This is a genomic window from Hyphococcus formosus (genome assembly GCF_046736345.1).
Classification (GTDB): domain Bacteria; phylum Pseudomonadota; class Alphaproteobacteria; order Caulobacterales; family Parvularculaceae; genus Hyphococcus; species Hyphococcus formosus.
The window spans coordinates 566,393-585,919 of the sequence record NZ_CP157210.1 but is presented as its reverse complement, the minus strand read 5'-3'; the positions used below and the strand labels follow the sequence as shown (position 1 = coordinate 585,919).

At 52.4% G+C, this 19,527-nt stretch carries 16 protein-coding genes; 8 read left to right on the top strand and 8 right to left on the bottom strand.

The window, feature by feature from the left end:
* Positions 1-84 precede the first annotated feature (84 nt).
* Positions 85-996, top strand: a complete 912-nt coding sequence (locus ABFZ83_RS02695; protein ID WP_411817891.1) for a hypothetical protein — start codon at positions 85-87, stop codon at positions 994-996.
* Between the two features lie 104 nt (positions 997-1,100).
* On the opposite strand, the gene rpoD is transcribed toward ABFZ83_RS02695, so the two are convergent.
* Together rpoD and dnaG are read right to left on the bottom strand one after the other, a co-directional pair.
* Positions 1,101-3,074 carry an RNA polymerase sigma factor RpoD gene (gene rpoD, locus ABFZ83_RS02690; protein ID WP_411817890.1) on the bottom strand — a complete coding sequence of 658 codons (1,974 nt, stop codon included), beginning with the start codon at positions 3,072-3,074 and terminating at the stop codon, positions 1,101-1,103.
* A gap of 13 nt (positions 3,075-3,087) precedes the next feature.
* Complete coding sequence (dnaG, locus tag ABFZ83_RS02685) at positions 3,088-5,043, bottom strand: DNA primase (RefSeq protein ID WP_411817889.1); 1,956 nt, start codon at positions 5,041-5,043, stop codon at positions 3,088-3,090.
* A 165-nt stretch (positions 5,044-5,208) separates the two neighbouring features.
* Here dnaG and typA point away from each other — a divergent pair, with 165 nt between their 5' ends.
* Together typA and ABFZ83_RS02675 are read left to right on the top strand one after the other, a co-directional pair.
* Positions 5,209-7,050, top strand: coding sequence for a translational GTPase TypA (gene typA, locus ABFZ83_RS02680; protein WP_411818793.1), 1,842 nt, complete (start codon positions 5,209-5,211; stop codon positions 7,048-7,050).
* Between the two features lie 173 nt (positions 7,051-7,223).
* Positions 7,224-8,666 (top strand): hypothetical protein, encoded by a 1,443-nt coding sequence (locus ABFZ83_RS02675; RefSeq protein ID WP_411817888.1) that lies wholly within the window; start codon positions 7,224-7,226, stop codon positions 8,664-8,666.
* Here ABFZ83_RS02675 and ABFZ83_RS02670 read toward each other — a convergent pair.
* The gene (locus ABFZ83_RS02670; RefSeq protein WP_411817887.1) at positions 8,663-9,862 is read right to left on the bottom strand and encodes an acyltransferase family protein; all 1,200 of its coding nucleotides are present in this window, start codon (positions 9,860-9,862) and stop codon (positions 8,663-8,665) included. The two genes, ABFZ83_RS02675 and ABFZ83_RS02670, sit on opposite strands and share 4 nt — an antisense overlap.
* A gap of 111 nt (positions 9,863-9,973) precedes the next feature.
* Complete coding sequence (locus ABFZ83_RS02665) at positions 9,974-10,432, bottom strand: GatB/YqeY domain-containing protein (RefSeq protein ID WP_411817886.1); 459 nt, start codon at positions 10,430-10,432, stop codon at positions 9,974-9,976.
* 226 nt (positions 10,433-10,658) lie between these two features.
* Between ABFZ83_RS02665 and carA the strand changes: the two genes are divergently transcribed.
* Genes carA through ABFZ83_RS02645 form a run of 4 tightly spaced genes read left to right on the top strand, consistent with a single transcriptional unit; the run spans position 10,659 to position 13,414 of the window.
* Entirely contained in the window at positions 10,659-11,831 is a 1,173-nt protein-coding gene (gene carA / locus ABFZ83_RS02660; protein WP_411817885.1) for a glutamine-hydrolyzing carbamoyl-phosphate synthase small subunit, read from the top strand.
* A 60-nt stretch (positions 11,832-11,891) separates the two neighbouring features.
* The gene (locus ABFZ83_RS02655; RefSeq protein ID WP_411817884.1) at positions 11,892-12,371 is read left to right on the top strand and encodes a hemerythrin domain-containing protein; all 480 of its coding nucleotides are present in this window, start codon (positions 11,892-11,894) and stop codon (positions 12,369-12,371) included.
* 21 nt (positions 12,372-12,392) lie between these two features.
* Entirely contained in the window at positions 12,393-12,647 is a 255-nt protein-coding gene (locus ABFZ83_RS02650) for a hypothetical protein (protein ID WP_411817883.1), read from the top strand.
* A gap of 32 nt (positions 12,648-12,679) precedes the next feature.
* Positions 12,680-13,414 carry an MBL fold metallo-hydrolase gene (locus ABFZ83_RS02645; RefSeq protein ID WP_411817882.1) on the top strand — a complete coding sequence of 245 codons (735 nt, stop codon included), beginning with the start codon at positions 12,680-12,682 and terminating at the stop codon, positions 13,412-13,414.
* 8 nt (positions 13,415-13,422) lie between these two features.
* Here the strand turns inward: ABFZ83_RS02645 and ABFZ83_RS02640 are convergent, their stop codons facing one another.
* The 4 genes from ABFZ83_RS02640 to ABFZ83_RS02625 all read right to left on the bottom strand — a co-directional run bounded on the left by ABFZ83_RS02640 (position 13,423) and on the right by ABFZ83_RS02625 (position 15,789).
* Complete coding sequence (locus ABFZ83_RS02640; RefSeq protein ID WP_411817881.1) at positions 13,423-13,917, bottom strand: choice-of-anchor V domain-containing protein; 495 nt, start codon at positions 13,915-13,917, stop codon at positions 13,423-13,425.
* Position 13,918: 1 nt separating this feature from the next.
* Positions 13,919-14,932 (bottom strand): lyase, encoded by a 1,014-nt coding sequence (locus ABFZ83_RS02635; protein WP_411817880.1) that lies wholly within the window; start codon positions 14,930-14,932, stop codon positions 13,919-13,921.
* Between the two features lie 113 nt (positions 14,933-15,045).
* On the bottom strand, positions 15,046-15,468 hold the full coding sequence (locus ABFZ83_RS02630; RefSeq protein WP_411817879.1) for an SRPBCC family protein: 423 nt from the start codon (positions 15,466-15,468) through the stop codon (positions 15,046-15,048).
* Between the two features lie 3 nt (positions 15,469-15,471).
* On the bottom strand, positions 15,472-15,789 hold the full coding sequence (locus ABFZ83_RS02625; RefSeq protein ID WP_411817878.1) for an ArsR/SmtB family transcription factor: 318 nt from the start codon (positions 15,787-15,789) through the stop codon (positions 15,472-15,474).
* Positions 15,790-16,055: 266 nt separating this feature from the next.
* On the opposite strand from ABFZ83_RS02625, the gene carB reads away from it, so the two are divergent.
* Positions 16,056-19,364 (top strand): carbamoyl-phosphate synthase large subunit, encoded by a 3,309-nt coding sequence (gene carB / locus ABFZ83_RS02620; RefSeq protein ID WP_411817877.1) that lies wholly within the window; start codon positions 16,056-16,058, stop codon positions 19,362-19,364.
* Positions 19,365-19,527 lie beyond the last annotated feature (163 nt).

Genomic DNA, 19,527 nt, shown 5'->3' with positions numbered 1-19,527 from the left:
TTAAGAGGCCCTAATCTACTCTAACTATTTGCAATATTGCAAAACGCAATCTAGGTTCGCGGCGTTTCTATCGGAGGGGAGTAGATGAAACCTGTAATCGTAATTTTGAGTTTTCTTGTTTTCTTAGTCGGTGCAGCGAGCGCTGAAAACCTGCCAGCAAAAATCGGTCTCGACTATCTAATGGCGGGAGACGTCATCAATCGAGAAAAAGCGGACGCCATTCAATCTTATTGCCAGAGCAACCGCGATCAAAATCTGGCCGGCGCATGCCAGAAAGCCTGCAAACGTGCATTTGACGTAGGACATCGGGTCTCTATGGCAACAAATTTGGGAACCCGATGCGTCAATACCTATAATGCCTATCGCGCAAGCGTCGACGCGGGAGAAACAAAATCAACGTCAGCGCAACAGGCCAATGCCCCTGCTCTTATCGAGGCCGCCGCATCGGCATCGTCTTATTCCGATCCAGCGGCGCAATTTTGCGCGGATACACCAGCCCATAACAACCTGTGGGATTGCGCATGCGTTGACCAGCATGCAAATGCCGCCCGCGAAAGGCGAAGCCAGAAAAGTTTTGAAGAAAACAAGCTGATGCTATTCCCTAAACGATATGCATACGATCGGGCAAAACAAAAACGGGCGAAAGAAACCGACCCCGCACGAGCCGAAAAACAGGATATGCAAATTGCGTATCTCGAAGAGGAAATTGAACAGCTGGAAACTTTCCCCGATTTAGACTCACACAGCAATGATTTGGTGATGAAAGAAATTCTCGCCATGAAGGTTTGTCGTGTCGGCGAAAAAGTTGCGTTTTTCGAACTGACGGAATGTCAAAAGACTGCGTCGTTTTCTGACGGTATCGACGACGTTGATGCCTATTGCGACTGTGTTTCAACCAATATTGCCGAGGCATGGACCAGCGGTGAAATTCTCAACTATGGAAGCATCCTCTCAAGAGATGTACAAATGAGAATCATGCAGACCTGTCGCGGTTAGTTAAGCCAATAGCCCAACAGCCGATGACACGATCTAGAAAGGCGCATTTCGCCGATTTTGGAAATTGCATACTAAAAAGCCCCGGAAAACCGGGGCTTTTTTAATTAGTTATCCAAGAAGCTGCGCAATTTGCGTGAGCGGCTTGGGTGTTTCAGTTTACGGAGGGCTTTGGCCTCGATCTGGCGGATACGTTCGCGCGTAACCGAGAATTGTTGACCGACCTCTTCGAGCGTATGGTCTGTATTCATACCAATGCCAAAACGCATCCGCAGGACGCGCTCTTCGCGCGGTGTTAGTGACGCCAGAACCCGCGTTGTTGTCTCGCGAAGGTTCGATTGGATCGCCGCATCAATCGGCAGGATCGTATTTTTGTCTTCGATGAAGTCACCAAGATGCGAATCTTCCTCGTCGCCGATCGGCGTTTCGAGCGAGATTGGTTCTTTTGCGATTTTCATCACCTTACGAACTTTTTCGAGCGGCATGGAAAGTTTTTCCGCCAGCTCTTCCGGCGTTGGTTCGCGGCCAATTTCATGCAGCATCTGGCGCGATGTCCGGACGATCTTGTTGATCGTTTCGATCATGTGCACCGGAATACGGATCGTGCGAGCTTGGTCCGCGATGGAGCGGGTAATCGCCTGACGAATCCACCATGTTGCATAGGTCGAGAATTTATAACCCCGGCGATATTCGAATTTATCCACCGCTTTCATCAGGCCGATATTGCCCTCTTGGATGAGGTCAAGGAATTGCAGCCCGCGATTGGTGTATTTCTTGGCGATTGAAATCACGAGACGCAAATTCGCCTCGACCATTTCTTTCTTCGCGATGCGCGCTTCACGCTCACCTTTTTGCACCATGGAAACAATACGGCGGAAGTCCTGAACCGTGAGGCCAGTTTCCGTCGCAAGATCACCGATCTCATCACGGATTAACTGAACCTGATCGGCGGCTTTGGTGGTGAAGTTCACCCAGCCTTTTCCGGTTTTTTTCGAGATACGGTCAAACCACTCTGGGTCGAGTTCCGAACCGATATAGTCCGCCAAGAATTCCTGACGATTGACGCCATAGCTATCAGCCAGGCGAACCAACTTGCCTTCAAGCGCCATCAAGCGGCGGTTGATGTCGTATAGCTGCTCAACCAGCGCTTCGATACGCTGATTGTTTAGGCGAACCGAACGAACCCGCTCGACAATCTCTTTTTGCAGCTTTTTGAAACGCCGCGTCTGAGAAGCAGAAAGGTCATCACCTTTGAGCTGCTCTTCGATCATGATGTCCTGAAGGCGACGGAGCTTTTTATAGTCTTCGGAAATCTCGTCGAAGGTAAGCATAACGCCATCGCGAAGTTCCGCTTCCATCGCAGAGAGCGATAGCGCGCCTTCGTCGAAATCGTCATCATCGTCTTCTTGCGTTTCCGCTTTCTCGGCTTCCTCGCGATTGACCCGTTCGGCCACTTCCGGCTGGGTCATGTCTGGGCGGGCTTCGGGCCCACCGCCATAGGTCGCATCAAGGTCGATAATATCGCGCAGCAAAACGCGGCCTTCTTGAAGCTCGTCACGCCAGACTGTGATCGCCTCAAAGGTCAACGAAGATTCGCAAAGCGCGCGGATCATTGTTTCGCGCCCCGCCTCGATCCGTTTTGCGATGGCGATCTCGCCCTCACGCGACAGAAGCTCAACCGTGCCCATCTCGCGCAGATACATCCGAACCGGATCATCCGTCCGGTCGGCTGATGCGCCGGTATTGGTCGTTACAACGCCGGATTTCTTTTCTTCTTTGACGGCAACGGCTTTTGACTTCGACGCCGGTTCCTCTTCGGGGGCCGCATCGTCGTCATCTTCCTCTTCGTTTTCAACGACATTGATGCCCATCTCAGAGAGTTGGGACATGATGTCTTCGATTTGTTCTGAAGAGACTTCTTCGGATGGCAGAACTTTGTTCAGCTCATCATAGGTTACATATCCGCGCGCTTTTGCTGTCTTAATCAGCTTTTTCACATGCGCGTCTGTAAGATCGAGGATCGGACCATCACCGCTTTCTGGTGTATCCGCCTCTTTTTTCGCCGCCGCTTTATTCGCCATTTCGCAAAATTCCTTACCGACCGAATTTTTTTTCTACGGTTTGTTTCATCCGTTCGAGCGCATCAACCAGACCACCAGACGAACCCCCGTCTGCGGTATCTTCCCCGGACCCTTTGCTCGAATTGATTAATTCCTCACGCGCGGCCGTCGCCGCTTTCCATGCATCGTCGCCATCTGTGAATATCTGAGACGCCGAGCGGGCGACCTCCTGCTTGTGGGTCGATTCAAACAGGTGATGCGCCAGGGCGTTCACGAACCCCTGTTCTACCTCGTCAATCTCTGTGTCGGGGCGCAAGAATTTATGTTTCGAGAGCTGTGAATCCTTAACGATCCGCTCCAAGCTTCTTGCTGCGCCGGTCTGGCTGAGATGGCTTTTCAACCCAGCGCTGTCAAGTGCTGGGTCTGTGGAAATTGCGGTTAAAACCTCTGCGAGGAGCAGTTTAAGGTCAGAATCGACAAGTTCGAGACCAAAAAACGCGTTTTCATGGCGCTCGATCAACGCTGGATGGTTTATCGCCGCCAATAGTAAAGTTGCTTCGCGCACCCATTGCGATGGGCCCTTAAGCCCCGGTGTTGGTCGCGGCGCATCGGCAAATCGAAAGCCCTGCCCTGATTTTCGCCCGCCCCCGCGACTACCTTGAGGCTTAGGCGTAAAACGCTTTTGCTCGCCTCGGTTGTAATCCCCGCGCGGAGCCGGTTTGAATTGCGCACTCAAGCGCTGGCTCAACTCTTCGCCATAGGCACCACGAACGTCTTTATCGGTAATCGCTTTTACGAGATCGCGCATATGCGCACGCAAAGCCGCGCGGCGCTCTGGCGTTTCGAGCGAACGGGTCGTTATTTCTCGCTCCCACAGCACATCAACAAGCGGACGCGAGTTTTCGAGGACCTCATTCATCGCGCCTGCCCCTTCGGACCGCACAAGATCATCAGGGTCTTGTCCGTGCGGTAAAAAGGCAAAGTTGAGCGACTTTCCGGGCTTTAATAGCGGCAAGGCCCGATCAATCGAACGATAAGCGGCCCCGATACCAGCCTTGTCACCGTCGAAACACAAAACCGGTTCATCGGATGCGCGCCATAAAAGCGCGATTTGATCTTCGGTGAGTGCCGTGCCCAATGGTGCAACCGCGCGCCGAATGCCAGCGCCCCAAAGCGCGATCACATCCATATAGCCTTCACAAACAATGAGCGGGGCCTTGTCTTCCGCCGCCGCCATCCGCGCCGCCGTGAAATTATAAAGCACCGATCCCTTATGGAATAAGGGTGTCTCGGGCGAATTGAGATATTTCGCGCGCGCATTTGGATCAAGCGCCCGCCCCCCAAAAGCGATCACGCGATCGCGGGCCCCAAAAATCGGGAACATGATCCGGTTTCGAAATCTGTCATAGCTCGCCGAACCATCTTCGGGTTTGATGACAAGCCCTGCCTCAATCAGGACCTCGTCAGTAAAACCCTGATTGATCAGATAATCCTTGAGGACATTCCGTCCGCCGGGACTGTAGCCGATCTGGAATTGCTCAATCTGTGCATCCGTTACTTCCCGACCGCGCAGATAATCCATTGCCCCAAGGCCATCGGACCGGTGCAGCATATTGGCAAAGAATTTCGCCGCCGCGCCGCATGCCTCCGCAAGGCCTTTGGCTTTTTCGGCCCGGGCGGCCTCGACGGGCGTTTCGACAGGAAGCGGCAATCCGGCCTCTTCGGCTAGTCGCTCCACCGCCTCATAAAAGGTCAGGCGCTGGGTTTCCTGCAGAAAGGAGATGACATCGCCATGCTTGCCGGTCGAAAAGCAATGGTAAAAGCCCTTTTGATCATTCACAAAAAAGCTTGGCGTTTTCTCTTGGTTGAAGGGCGAAAGCCCAGCCCATTCATTGCCTTGCTTCTTTAGCTTCACATATCGCCCGATGACATCCGAAGGCCGCAAACGGGCTTTCAGTTCATCTAGAAAATCAGGTGTGAAACGGACCATATTGGCTCAATCAGGTTTGGCAGCTGACGAAAACAGTGCGCGATATAGATGTATAAGCGCAACCGAACGCGGCGCATAGCATGCCTTTACCGCTCTTTTCTACGCCAAAGGGCTTGCTATATTTCCAGAAAACGCGCACGTCCCGCCACTATGACGCAACGCAATATACCCCTCCGCAATCTAGCCATCATCGCACATGTCGATCATGGAAAGACCACCCTTGTCGACGAGATGCTCCGCCAGTCCGGTGCGGTTCGCGAAAATTCCGATATGGCCGAACGGGCGATGGACTCTAATGACATCGAACGGGAACGCGGCATTACCATCCTTGCGAAATGTACAAGCGTTCTTTGGGAAGGCGGCGACGAGCCGGTTCGACTGAATATTGTCGATACGCCCGGACACGCAGATTTCGGCGGCGAAGTCGAACGCATCCTATCGATGGTGGATGGTTGCCTACTTCTTATTGACGCGACCGAAGGGCCAATGCCGCAAACGAAGTTCGTTCTTTCAAAGGCGTTGGCACTCGGCATGAAGCCTATCGTGGTTCTCAACAAGGTGGATCGCCCGAGCGCCGATCCGGACACTGCGCTTGATGCGGCGTTTGATTTGTTTGCGGCTCTCGGCGCAAATGACGAGCAACTGGATTTCCCCGTTGTCTATGCCGCTGGCCGTGATGGCTGGGCGGATCATTCGCTCGAAGGTCCGCGCGAGAATTTGATCCCGCTTTTTGAAACCATTCTCGACCGTATCCCTGCCCCCACCGTTGCCGAAAATGCGGCGGACGAACCATTCCGCATGTTGGCGACAACCCTGGAGGCCGATCCGTTTCTGGGCCGTATCCTCACGGGACGGATCATTTCCGGTAAGGCGAAACCGGGCGTTACCATGAAAGCATTGTCGCGCGATGGAAACCTGATTGAGCAGGCGCGCGTCAGCAAAGTGCTCGCGTTCCGTGGTCTGAAACGCCAACCGGTCGATGAAGCGGCACCGGGCGATATTATTGCGATTGCCGGTTTTTCTAAAGCATCTGTCTCGGATACGCTTTGCGATATGGCGGTCACGGATGCTCTGCCCGCACAGCCAATTGACCCGCCGACCCTCTCGATCACCCTTGCACCGAACGATTCACCGCTTGCGGGCCGCGAAGGTGACAAGGTTCAATCGCGCGTCATTCGCGAACGCCTGATGCGTCAGGCCGAAGGCGATGTGGCGATTACGATCACTGAGACGGAATCCAAGGACGCTTTCGAAGTCGCTGGTCGCGGCGAGTTGCAGCTCGGCGTTTTGATCGAGAATATGCGCCGCGAAGGGTTTGAGCTTGCGGTATCGCGTCCGCGCGTTGTTACACGCCTTGATGAAAATGGTCAGGCACTAGAGCCAATCGAAGAAGTCGTCATTGATGTAGATGATGATTATTCCGGTGTCGTCATTGAAAAGCTTTCCCAGAAAAAAGCTGATCTCGTCGAGATGAAACCGGCAGGCGCAGGTAAAACGCGCCTCATCATGCATGTGCCCTCGCGCGCGCTGATTGGCTATCATGGCGAGTTCCTGACGGATACCCGCGGGACCGGCGTTATGAACCGATCTTATCTTGAGCATGCGCCGCATAAAGGCCCGATCGAAGGACGCCGCAATGGCGTGTTGATTTCGAACGGCGATGGTACTGCGGTGCCCTATGCGATTTGGAATCTCGAAGAACGCGGCGTGATGTTCATTCAGCCCGGCGAGCAAATCTATGAGGGCATGATCGTCGGCGAAAACGCAAAGCCGAATGACCTTGATGTGAATCCGCTAAAAGCGAAACAGCTAACCAATATCCGCGCCGCTGGCAAGGATGATGCGGTTAAGCTTACCCCGCCGAAACGCATGTCGCTCGAACAGGCAATCGCCTATATCGATGATGACGAACTGGTGGAGGTCACACCGAAATCTATCCGCCTTCGGAAAATTGCCTTGAAACCGCATCTGCGCAAAAAGCGCGCGAAGGACAATCTTCAAGGCTGATGGAGTGAGAGCTCTCACTCGTTAGGTTGGCTAGCGATCCCCAGAATTAAACGGCACCCATTGGGTGCCGTTTTTTTTAGTTAGCAGCCCCCAACGCCGCAATTTGTGCGCCCCGCAAAAAATATTCACAGAATTGCGCTAATATTGATAAGAATAGTAAGAGCATTCAATAATTGGCGGCTCATGCCCTGCAAAACGCACAAGAAATGATCGGATATCTTCATTCAGCGAAGCAAGGATTGCAATCATGGTGGCGACAGCACCCATGGATGCATATCTACCTCTTTCCTCTTTTGTTTTTTATTATTACCGCGATTTTCGCGCTCTCTTTACATTTTGAATTTCCGTATATGGATCATTGGGATCTCGTTCGTATCTATGAACGGATGGAGGACGGATCATTAAAATGGGCGGACCTTTTTGAACTGCATGGTTCCCACTGGCATACAAGTGCTTATGTTGTCCTTTTGGCCATCGCAAAAATAACTGGCCTCAATCATGATTGGGAAATCGTCGCGAGTCTTGGCTTTGCTTTTGTTGGGTTTATTGGATTGTTCCGCATTATCCAGCGATCAACGGAATTGCTGGACGCCGGTAATGTTTTTCCTTGGCTCCTTGGCGTTTCGGCATTGATCTGGTGGTCACTCGATCAGTCTGCAAACTGGTTATGGGGTTGGCAGGTCGCGGTTTTCATCAACACAGCCGGTGCAATTTGGTCGATTAACTTCCTTACCCAAAGGCACCTAACCGCCCTCGCAACTATAGGTGCAGGTATATCCGCGACCATCGCGATTCTCGCCTTTGGCACTGGACTTGCGCTATTACCGATCGGACTGGCAATCCTGCTCGTTCGATGGTCAGCCAAAGAATTCAAACTGAACAAAACACTTTTATGTTTCTTCGGCTGGGTAGTATTTTCGGGCGCGGTGGTATGGATTTATCTCGGCATGCCAAATGGCGACCCGATGACTATGGATGTCGAAAACAAAGTCACTGGCCTTGAAGCGGTAATTCTTCATCTGACATTTATTACGAACTATATCGCGAGCCCGGTTGTGCGTTTTGCTTCTAACCTGACGATACCCTTGCTGGTTATAATCGGCGTTGGCCTTACTTTGATCGCACGCAAGACCCCAATTAAGGCCGAGACGATTTTCCCGTTGCTTCCCTTTCTTGCGTTTATCATTTACGCCCTCGGTGCAGCATCCCTGACATCCTTTGGTCGCGCCGCCGAGTTAGGGCCAGATCAGGCGTTCGTCAGCCGTTACATTTCCTTCGGTAATTTTCTCTGGCTCGGCCTAGTAGGATTGTTTTTCCTGACAACCAAAGGGCTCTCGCAAGTGACATTCCCGCGTCACATATTGCCAACTTTGTTCGCGCTATTTGTGACTCTAAAAATCGGTAATTGCGTCAATGTCGGAAATAATTATTTCGAACATAAACTCGAGCGAAGCGAGTCACTGAGAGTAATTGTGACCACCGCGCCACAAGTAGACGAGGACGCACTTTCCTATTTCGCAGCGGAACACCAAAATATAGACAATGAGATTGCTTTCCTGAAAGGGCATAATATGAGCCTGTTTAGAAAACAAAATATCGGCGCGCCGCTGCATTAACCCAATAGAGCGTTAGAGGTTTTGCATGGGCTTTGCGCCTTCCCGCTATTCGTCTTTATGCCGAACATGATCCGCACAAAGGGAATACGCCGGGCGGTCTCATATCCTGCGATACATCCCGCAATCGTCGAGACGGTCAGCACGAGAAACTCAGGCCATACGCCCAAATTCAATTGCGTCAAATAATAGCCAACGATGATAATAATTGTCTGGTGCAGGATATAAAAACAAAACACCGCGCCCGTTACATATCTTAGTGCCGCCGACGGGCGGTTTAAATAGCGCTGCGCCATGGCCATCAATAAAACGATAAACGACCACGCATATAAAACGCCGACCACTGCCCCTAAAAACGGAATATCCGCCAATCCCGGAATATTCACAAGCGGAAGCGCCAAAACACCGATGATGATGCCTGCTGCCAATGGCAGCGTGCGGTCAACGCTATCCCAAAATCGTATATGTTTTGCGGTGAAATAACCCAGTAAGAAAATCGAAAAGCGATGGGCATGGTTTGCCCAATCATAGACCAGATTGTGGGTCGTTGGAAATTGCGGCGACAACCACAATTCGTAAATGATGAACGGAATCGGCACGAAAAGGATAAGCCGAACTGGGCCGCCAGCGATCCAGTTTAACGCTTTCGCCACATGCCCTTCCGCCAAACTCCGCAGCATTGGAAGAAATGGTGTGATCAATAATATGTACACCAATAAATAGACGATATACCAAAGATGGTTCCAGGTCGGCGTGATGATCGGGTAAAGTTGATTGAAATCGAGGTAATTTAAATAGAACGGAAAATAACCCGGTTCTATCAGCTGCGCTTGACGAAGCTCGAAATATGCTTGCGGCGACACAAAAAAAGCCATGCCCGCCAATATCGGAAGACCGAGCCGCAATAGTCGAGATGATGCAAATTGAGATCGTGACGGGAGTTTATCGGTCGAGAACCGAACAGCGACGCCGGATATATAAAACAAAAGCGCAAGCCGCCATGGATTGACGATGCGCATCAAGGGCTCGGCGGCCAGCCCCGCATAAACGCTTTTTACGTGCCAATCCCAGCTCACGTAAAACATGCCGATATGATAAAAAATCAATAGACCAAAAGCGATGGCCCGCAGCCAGTCGAGGTCATACCGCCGTCGATCGATCGTCGCGAATGCACCGGTTACAGAGTCGGAGACAGCCATATACCTCACCCCCCATTAAGCCGCCTGACGGACAGCTTTTTTTATAGAGGATGATTTTTTAAGCTTGGTCAAATGCGGCGCTAGCCAAAGGGTTAGCGCCGCGATGAAAATCTAGGAAAGATTTTCTTTCATGAGTTTTCCGGCTTTACCGAAATCCATCGATCCGTTGTACCGATCTTTGAGCGCACCCATGCACTTACCCATGTCTTTAAGGCCCGAGGCATCATATTCCTTGATGACTTCCGCAACGGCTTTTTCGATTTCATCCGCAGACAGCTGACGCGGCAGGAATTCGCGAATCACGTCGATTTCGGCGCGCTCCTGTTCGGCCAGTTCGGGCCGGCCGCCCTTTTCAAAGGCATTTGCGCTTTCCTCGCGCTGCTTCACCATTTTGGTGAGGATCGACAAAATTTCCTCTTCGGTCGCGCCCTCACAGCGGTCTTCGCTCCGCGCCGCAATATCGCGATCCTTGATGGCAGCATTGATGAGCCGCAGCGTTGCCACGCGCAGCTTCGAATCTTTGGCTTTCATTGCCGCTTTTAAACCTGTTTCAATTTGCTCTCTGAGCATCTGATTCTCCGTCGCCGAGCACACTTCTTTATTCAAGATTTGCGCCGCTGGCGCTCCTTAATGTTTAGGTGGTTGTTATCTATGGATAAATTCGTTCTTATCCGTTGTTGACCCATGGTGGCCCTTCGCTTAGCTTCCGGCCAATTTACGCGCCCGCGTGAACCGATTTCGTCCGCTCCTGTGCGCTGGCGAATGAAGCAATTAAGCCGGGAAGAGATATGCATCCATGAAGATTAGTCAAGCACCTGCCGAAAAACCCACCGCCGCTCTGGTTTTAGCTGATGAAACAACGATTTACGGTCAAGGCCTCGGCGCGTCCGGCGAAGCCGTCGGCGAAGTTTGCTTCAATACTGCCATGTCGGGCTATCAGGAAATCCTCACAGACCCGTCCTACGCGGGCCAATTGATCACCTTTACCTTCCCTCATATTGGCAATGTGGGCGTGAATGGCGAAGACATTGAAAACGCCTCTCCCGCCGCATCAACCGCTGCTCGTGGCGCAATTTTACGGGCGTCAGTCACCAGCCCGTCAAATTACCGCGCGCAGCTTGATCTTTCTGCCTGGATGCGTCGGCGCGGCATTATCGGGATCGCCGGTGTCGACACACGCGCCCTCACCGCGCGCATTCGCGAACAAGGCATGCCCCATGCGGTCATCGCCCATAGCCCATCAGGACAGTTCGATATCGAAGCGATGGCAAAGCGCGCGGCAGATTGGGATGGCCTCGAAGGTCGCGACCTCGCCAAAGATGTCACGACCCTTCAGACCTATCAGCATTCCGAAACCGGATGGCAATGGAATGCGGGCTACGGAACCCAAACCGGAAATGGCCCGCATATTGTCGTGATTGATTATGGAGTGAAGCGTAACATTCTGCGTCGCCTCGCCAGTGAAGGATGCCGGGTTACTGTCGTGACCGCGCAGGCGAGCTATGAAGAGATCATGGAAAAGAACCCTGACGGCGTCGTTCTTTCAAACGGCCCCGGAGACCCAGCGGCGACCGGTGAATATTCCGTCTCGGTCATCAAGAAACTGATCGAAAATAAAGTTCCTACACTGGGTATTTGTCTAGGCCACCAAATGCTGGCCCTTGCTGCCGGTGCCAAAACCAAAAAGATGCAGCAAGGTCACCATGGCGCAAATCATCCGGTCAAAGACCTTGTGACTGGCAAGGTGGAAATCGTTTCCATGAATCACGGCTTCACGGTAGACGGTGATAATTTGCCCGATAATGTCGAGGAAACCCATGTGTCGCTCTTTGACGGCACCAATTCCGGTATCCGGCTGAAAGACGCGCCAGCTATGTCGGTTCAACATCACCCGGAAGCCTCGCCCGGCCCGGAAGACAGCTTCTATATCTTCCGTCGCTTTGTTGAGGGGCTGAAAGCCGCCGCTTAAGCGCGCCCGGAACCAATCGCTTCCTATTCGTGTTCTCCTCCCGAAATATGGAGGATGAGCATGAATATTTTTGATCGTATCAAGAAGGATCATGACGACGCGCGCGAGCTTATGTCTAAGCTCAAGGAAACCACTGCGCGCGCGGAAAAAACGCGGACTGAACTTTTCACCAAGTTCAAAAACGATATGTGGGCGCATCACAAAGTCGAGGAAGCGGTTTTCTATAGCTTTCTTCGCGACGATACGAAGATGAGCAAAGATTCCTATGAAGCCCTCAACGAGCATCATGTCGCTAATGGTTTGCTCGAAGAGTTGGATACATTCCCAGTGACCTCTGAGGAATGGGGCGTTAAATTTGGTGCCCTTTCCGAGATCATTGAACACCATATGGATGAAGAAGAAGACGATTTCTTCCCGGAAGCAAAAAAATTGCTATCGGAAGAAACCGCAAAGCTGATGGGCGAGCGTTTCGACGCACGGAAAAAGGTTGTGCTCGCTGCGATCATGCCGCTCGACGAAGACGAGCTTAAGGCCGCCTAGACCGGCCCGGAGTTAGAACCATTGCCTGTAGACCTCATCCAATGGGCGGCGACCTTTACCGGAATCGCCGCCGCTTCCTTGGTTGCCGCGCATATTAGTACGCGTGTCACGGGCATTGCCTTTATCATTTTCACCTTTTCCTCGACGTTATGGATCACCTTTGCCTTCATCGAGAACGAGAATGGCTTATTGCTGCAAAATATCGTTTTAACTGCAATCAACGTCATCGGCATCTACCGCTATTTGCTACGGGATAAGCGACCAAGTGAAACCTAGCAATCGCCGGGCCTAAGGGTTATGTAGCAATTATGAGCACTGACCAGACACAGACCCCGCCCTTTCAGGTTCGCGTCGTCCCTGTGACGCCGTTCCAGCAAAACTGTTCGATTATTCGTGCGCCTTCCGGCAAGGCAGCCGTAGTCGATCCGGGCGGTGAGCCGGAAAAAATTCTGGAAGCAGCGAAAGCCTTCGACGCCAAAATCGAGCAGATCTGGCTCACGCATGGTCATCTCGATCATGCTGGCGGCGCCGAAGCAATCAAGCGCGAAACCGGCGCACCGATTATTGGTCCGCACAAGGAAGATACATTCTGGTTAGATGAAATCGCTGACCATTGGGCGAAATATGGTCATCCGGGTATGGGCGAGAATTGCGCGCCAGATAAATGGCTCAATGACGGAGACGTCCTCAATCTAGATGGTATCGAATTCAACGTCGTATACACCCCAGGCCATACGCCGGGACATGTTGTGATTTATCACAAAGGCGCAAATATCGCATTCGTGGGTGACGTCCTGTTCCAAGGGTCAATTGGCCGGACCGATTTCCCGCGCGGCGACCACCAGACTTTGATCAATTCAATTACGCAAAAACTCTGGCCTTTGGGCGACGTTCAGTTCGTCCCCGGACATGGCGGCGTATCAAGCTTTAACCGCGAGCGCCAGAATAATCCCTTTGTTGCAGATCATGTGACCGGCTATCAGGGCGCAGAAAAAAAGCCAGCGAATGAGATCGATCAAAAGCTCTCAAAACGCTGGCAATAAGAAACATTCTATTTGACGGTGAAGGTTCTAAAGTGAATTTCATCACCAAAGCTGGATTGGTCGTCATTCGCTGCATTGGCGGCGATCATAAACACTACTTCGCCGTCAATTTCCTCTGGTGCAGTCCAATCAAAAACCCATTTGGCTATTTCCAATTTGGGTTCCGTTGATCGGATCTGCCCTTTCATGACCTCAAGATCACCGGCCTGCGCCGAAAATTTTCCGCGCGACACCGATGCAAGAAAACCGGCAACGGTTTTTTCAGGTTTCGCAAGGTTCAATGTCAGGCGATAGGTTTCACCGGCCTTTATCGCTTTGGGCACCCCCTCCAGCGTAATTGCGCTGGAATTGAGATTTGCCTTTCCGTCGAAATGGCACGAATGGCAATTCTGAACCGATTGCGGGTTCGACGCGCCCCAAGGCGCGCCGTCGGGATTAGCGAGCGCAGCACCCGTCATAAACATCAATGCCAATGCGGCACCAACAACCCTGTGCAATTTCATTTTAGTTCTGCAGTTCAGGTTCTACGATCGCACGGCCAATATAATTGGTATCCGTACCAAACCAGATCGCGCCCGTTGGTTCATGATAATGCATATGGCGGATCGTGCCGCCGCCGGACGGAACCTCCGTAGCGCTTATAAATTCTTCCGTTTCCGGATCGAATGCAACCAGCACATTCGGGCTTAGGCCACTCGCCGCAATCCAAATACGGCCACTCGCATCAGACGCTGTTCCATAAGGACGCGCGTTTTCGCCCTGCGGCATGGGCCATTCGCTGGTTTTCTCGGTTTTCGGATCATAGGCCCCTAAGGTTCCCGTTGCGTAATCCACATACCAAATCCGGCCATCTTCAGTAATTTCCATGCGGCGTGGCCGTGTCTCTTCGCGCGGCAATTCGATCTCGGTAAGCGCCAAGCTCTCTGGATCGATATGCGCGAGTTTGTTCGTCCCGAATAAGACAACCCAAACCGACCCATCCGGAGCCATTTTGATACCATAAGGCCGTGACCGCTCTGTCTTTGACGGGATCAGGTCAACCTTTCGGGTTTCAATATTCATGCGCCCCATGAAATTCCCGCCCTGCACGGTGAACCAGATATTTTCTTCGTTTTCATCAAAGATGAGCGTATGCGGATCTCGGGCCGCTTCATCCGGCATCGGAATCTCTTCAAATTCCTTTGTGGACGGATCATATCGACCAATAAGGCCATGCCGATTGCCCGCATACCAGACTACGCCGTCGGAACCCACAATCAAATTATGCGGCCCCGACCCTTCGCGAAGATCAACGCGGACGATCGTCCCTGTTTCCACATCGAGATGCCCTAAATAGCCACCGCGCTGTCCCGCAAACCATACGGAATCACTTGTTTCCGCAAATGGATCGCGCGGACGGGTATTTTCGTAAGGAACCTTCCATTCGCGAATTTCAACGGTTTCGGCACCGGCAGAAAATCCGGCCCCAAAAATTGATAAGAAAACTGATCCCGCCGCAATTATCCGTGTAAATTGCATTTTACCTCCGATATTGGTGAGAAATTTGCCCCAAGACGGAAATATTAGCATAGCCCGCGGCGAACGAGACCGTTAAACGCCGCGGGAAACCAGATTTTTCGATAAAATTTTTGTTAGTTTGTGACCCTGCGCAAACGTGAAAAATGCTCGTCCCAGCCGACATCATGGCTGGCGGCCGCATTAAACCGCTCTTCAGCAACATTTTCCCAACCATCATGGACCAGCGTCAAAATCGTTCCGTTTGCCACGGCTTCTAACGTCCAGGTGCATTTGGTTTCAGCGCCATCGATAAAGTTGTGGGTGAAAGTATGCACAAGCCGCTCTGGCTCTTTCATTTCAAGAACACGCCCCCAACAGAGAGTCTCCCCCTCTTTCCCATAGCTATTGGTCTCAAGGATATAATCCCCACCCTCCTTGAGGTCGCTCCCGCCACGGTGGAACCATTCCGCAAGGCGGTCTGCTTCGGTCAAAAACTTCCATACATGGGCCGGCGGTGCTTTTAGAAAAAGCGTCTTCACGATCTGCATTTTCGTCATCGCTTACTCCTCCACGAGCTGTTTAAGCCTGGTTAGTCGTTCATCCCAGAATTGATCGAAATAGTTCAGCCAGGCCGCCGCTCGCTTGAGCGCCTGCGGATTAAGGTGATTGATCCGCTCTCGTCCGCGTGGCTTCACCTCGATAACCCCGCCCTCGCGCAATATCGTCAAATGTTTGGCCACGGCCGGGCGCGACATTTCAAATTCCGAAGCAATGTCACCGGTCGCCCGAGGCCCCTCGGAAAGCATCGTTATGATAGCTCGCCTGGTTGGGTCAGCTAACGCGCGAAAGACTGGCTGGTCGGCATCTTGATTAAGCATTTACGAAACCTTTCGGTTACGCTTTTATAGGTAACCTTTTGGTTTCGTGTCAAGGCAATTCAGTCACGAAAGTTACCTTCTCGAACCCACCCATCCGGTTGAATGGTCGCAGGTAAAAAAAACCTGCGCTTACTTTGCCCAACGGGCTTCCCCTAGCGGCACACATCACCTAAGACACCGCTTTAATCGACAATTGATTCATCTACTGCGCGGCCAGCGGCCAATCTTTGGTTCGTTCGTCTGCGTGGGTTTGCGCGCGAGTATTCATGGCCAAACGTACAGACATTTCATCTATTCTTATTATCGGTGCCGGTCCTATTGTGATCGGACAAGCCTGCGAATTTGACTATTCCGGTGTTCAGGCGGTTAAAGCCCTCAAAGAGGAAGGCTACCGGGTCATCCTCGTCAATTCCAATCCGGCGACGATCATGACCGATCCGGAATTGGCAGACGCGACTTACGTCGAGCCAATCACGCCCGAATTCGTCGAAAAAGTAATCGCCGCAGAACGGCCCGATGCGCTTTTGCCGACTATGGGCGGACAGACCGCGCTTAATTGCGCACTCGATCTCGAAGCGGCTGGCGTTCTTGAAAAATACAATGTCGAGATGATTGGCGCGCGCGCCGATGTCATTGAAAAAGCCGAAGACCGCGAAAAATTCCGCGCGGCGATGGAAAAAATCGGTCTCGAAAACCCGCGCTCTGCAATTGCATCATCGCCTGCGATTACCAATGAGAGCGGAAAGACCATCGGCTATGACCGCCCGGCGGGTATCGCGAATGCGATGAAATATCTTGATGAGATCGGCCTTCCCGCAATTATTCGTCCGGCCTTCACGCTTGGCGGTACTGGTGGCGGCGTCGCATATAACCGCGAAGAGTTTGAACATTATGTTCGCACCGGTATCGAAGCCTCGCCCGTTGGTCAGGTTCTGATTGATGAAAGCCTTCTCGGCTGGAAAGAGTTCGAGATGGAAGTTGTTCGCGACAAAGCGGACAATTGCGTCATCATTTGCTCGATTGAAAATGTCGATCCGATGGGCGTGCACACAGGCGATTCAATAACGGTCGCTCCTGCACTTACCCTGACCGATAAAGAATTTCAGATCATGCGGAATGCATCGATCGCCGTCATGCGCGAGATCGGCGTTGAAACAGGCGGATCAAACGTGCAATTCGCTGTTCACCCTGAAACGGGCCGCTTAATCGTCATTGAGATGAACCCGCGCGTGTCGCGCTCATCCGCGCTTGCGTCAAAGGCAACAGGATTCCCGATTGCACGCATCGCCGCGAAACTGGCGGTTGGTTACACCCTCGATGAGTTGGAAAACGACATCACCGGCGCGACCCCAGCGGCATTCGAACCCACAATCGATTACGTCGTTACGAAAATTCCGCGCTTTGCATTTGAGAAATTCCCCGGCGCAGAACCAATGCTATCAACAGCGATGAAATCTGTTGGCGAGGCCATGGCCATTGGGCGGAATTTCGCAGAATCCATGCAAAAGGCGCTTCGCTCGCTGGAGACGGGCCTTTGTGGTCTCGACCCGATTGAGATACCGGGCCTCGGCGCGGGCGATGATATCAATGCCTTCCGTGCTGCGCTTGCCGCCCCTACGCCCGACCGCCTTCGCGTGACAGCGCAGGCGCTACGCCATGAATTACCGATTGAGCAAGTCCGTTCGATTACTCAATATGACCCTTGGTTCCTTGAGCAGATTGCCGAAATCGTCGCTGCCGAGAAGCAAGTGGAACGCGAAGGCCTGCCGAGTGATCCAGAACGCCTGCGCGCGTTAAAGGCAATGGGCTTTTCCGACAAACGCCTCGCGCAACTTTGCGAAAGCAACGAAAAACTCGTGCGCCAGTTCCGCCGTGAACGCAAAGTCCAGCCGGTTTATAAACGTATCGATACATGCGCGGCAGAATTCGCCGCCAAAACCCCTTATATGTATTCCGCATACGAATCTGTCTTTGCGGGCGATGCAGTTTGCGAATCCAAACCATCAACCGCAAAAAAGGTCATTATCCTCGGCGGCGGCCCGAATCGTATCGGACAAGGCATCGAGTTTGACTATTGTTGCTGTCACGCGGCCTTTGCGCTCGCGGATATTGGCATTGAATCGATCATGGTGAACTGTAACCCTGAAACAGTTTCGACCGATTACGACACCTCGGACCGGCTTTATTTCGAGCCCCTCACCGCCGAAGACGTTCTGGAAATCGTCGCTAAAGAACAAGAGAGCGGCGAGCTATTGGGCGTCATCGTACAATATGGTGGCCAGACACCGCTCAAACTTGCTGGAATATTAGAGGATGAAGGTGTGCCTATTCTTGGTACGCCCTATGACGCGATTGACCTTGCGGAAGACCGCGAGCGCTTCCAGCAATTGGTGCAACAACTTGGTCTATTGCAGCCAAAGAACGCAACCGCCGCCAGCCGTGACGTTGCCGCAAAAATCGCCGAACAGGTTGGCTATCCGTTGGTGACCCGTCCGTCCTATGTGCTTGGTGGACGCGCCATGGAAATAGTACGCGATGAAGCGTCATTGCAACGCTATCTCGCCACGGCGCAAATCGAAATCAATCCTGATGAGCCGCTACTGCTTGACCATTACCTTCAGAATGCGGTCGAAGTGGATGTCGATGCGATTGCGGACGGTGAAGACGTCTTTATCGCTGGCGTCATGGAACATATCGAAGAAGCCGGTATCCATTCCGGCGACAGTGCGTGTTCGCTCCCGCCCTATACGCTTTCTGACAAGACGATTGAGGCGCTCAAAGAAGAAACGAAAAAACTCGCGCTATCGCTTGGCGTCGTCGGCCTGATGAATGTTCAGTATGCGATCAAAGACGATGTGATTTATCTGCTTGAGGTCAATCCGCGCGCATCCCGGACGGTGCCATTCGTGGCCAAGGCTGTTGGCCTACCGGTTGCGCGGATAGCGGCAAAAGTCATGGCCGGGGTCAAGATCAAGGATCTCGATCTCAAATGGCCAGAATTCAAGCATGTTGCGGTCAAAGAAGTGGTCTTCCCGTTCTCGCGCTTCCCGGGCGTTGATACCGTCCTCGGGCCGGAAATGCGATCGACAGGCGAAGTCATGGGGATCGATGTCAATTTCGACAAGGCACGAGCAAAAAGCTTGATCGGTGCCGGCGCGCGCATTCCTATGACAGGGTGCGTCTTTATCTCGCTAAAAGATTCCGACAAGGCACAAATGGTCGGCGCAGCCCGCAAATTGCTCGATATGGGCTTCTCGATTATCGCGACCGGCGGCACAGCCGACTTCTTCAAAGAACAGGGGCTCGACGTTTCGCGGGTCAATAAGGTGCTCGAAGGGCGCCCGCATATCGTTGATGCGCTCAAGAATGGCGAAGTTCAATTGGTGTTCAATACGACCGAAGCGGCACAGTCCATCAAGGACTCACGGTCGATCCGAACCACCGCCCTCGCCCAGAAAATACCGTGTATTACCACCGCCGCAGGGGCTCGCGCCGCAGTCCGGGCAATCGAGGCAATGCGTGCCGGAGACCTTGAAGTTGCGCCGCTTCAGGACTTTTTCAAGGCTGCTAGTTAGTAAAACTATTAAGTTTAACAATGGCCTGTGGGAAATGACAGCTTTTCCACAGGCCTTGAAATTGCCCTTTGGGCATCCTAGATACGGTTTTTGCTAAATCAGCGACGGTCCGGCATACCGCCAGACCGCGCTATTTTTTTTAGCTTTTATTCAAGGCACCGGC

Excerpts from the sequence above, each read along its gene's own strand:
- ABFZ83_RS02695 (WP_411817891.1), top strand. The coding sequence starts at position 85 with ATGAAACCTGTAATCGTAATTTTGAGTTTTCTTGTTTTCTTAGTCGGT.
- rpoD (WP_411817890.1), bottom strand. The coding sequence starts at position 3,074 with ATGGCGAATAAAGCGGCGGCGAAAAAAGAGGCGGATACACCAGAAAGC.
- dnaG (WP_411817889.1), bottom strand. The coding sequence starts at position 5,043 with ATGGTCCGTTTCACACCTGATTTTCTAGATGAACTGAAAGCCCGTTTG.
- ABFZ83_RS02670 (WP_411817887.1), bottom strand. The coding sequence starts at position 9,862 with ATGGCTGTCTCCGACTCTGTAACCGGTGCATTCGCGACGATCGATCGA.
- ABFZ83_RS02665 (WP_411817886.1), bottom strand. The coding sequence starts at position 10,432 with ATGCTCAGAGAGCAAATTGAAACAGGTTTAAAAGCGGCAATGAAAGCC.
- carA (WP_411817885.1), top strand. The coding sequence starts at position 10,659 with ATGAAGATTAGTCAAGCACCTGCCGAAAAACCCACCGCCGCTCTGGTT.
- ABFZ83_RS02655 (WP_411817884.1), top strand. The coding sequence starts at position 11,892 with ATGAATATTTTTGATCGTATCAAGAAGGATCATGACGACGCGCGCGAG.
- ABFZ83_RS02645 (WP_411817882.1), top strand. The coding sequence starts at position 12,680 with ATGAGCACTGACCAGACACAGACCCCGCCCTTTCAGGTTCGCGTCGTC.
- ABFZ83_RS02640 (WP_411817881.1), bottom strand. The coding sequence starts at position 13,917 with ATGAAATTGCACAGGGTTGTTGGTGCCGCATTGGCATTGATGTTTATG.
- ABFZ83_RS02635 (WP_411817880.1), bottom strand. The coding sequence starts at position 14,932 with ATGCAATTTACACGGATAATTGCGGCGGGATCAGTTTTCTTATCAATT.
- ABFZ83_RS02630 (WP_411817879.1), bottom strand. The coding sequence starts at position 15,468 with ATGACGAAAATGCAGATCGTGAAGACGCTTTTTCTAAAAGCACCGCCG.
- ABFZ83_RS02625 (WP_411817878.1), bottom strand. The coding sequence starts at position 15,789 with ATGCTTAATCAAGATGCCGACCAGCCAGTCTTTCGCGCGTTAGCTGAC.
- carB (WP_411817877.1), top strand. The coding sequence starts at position 16,056 with ATGGCCAAACGTACAGACATTTCATCTATTCTTATTATCGGTGCCGGT.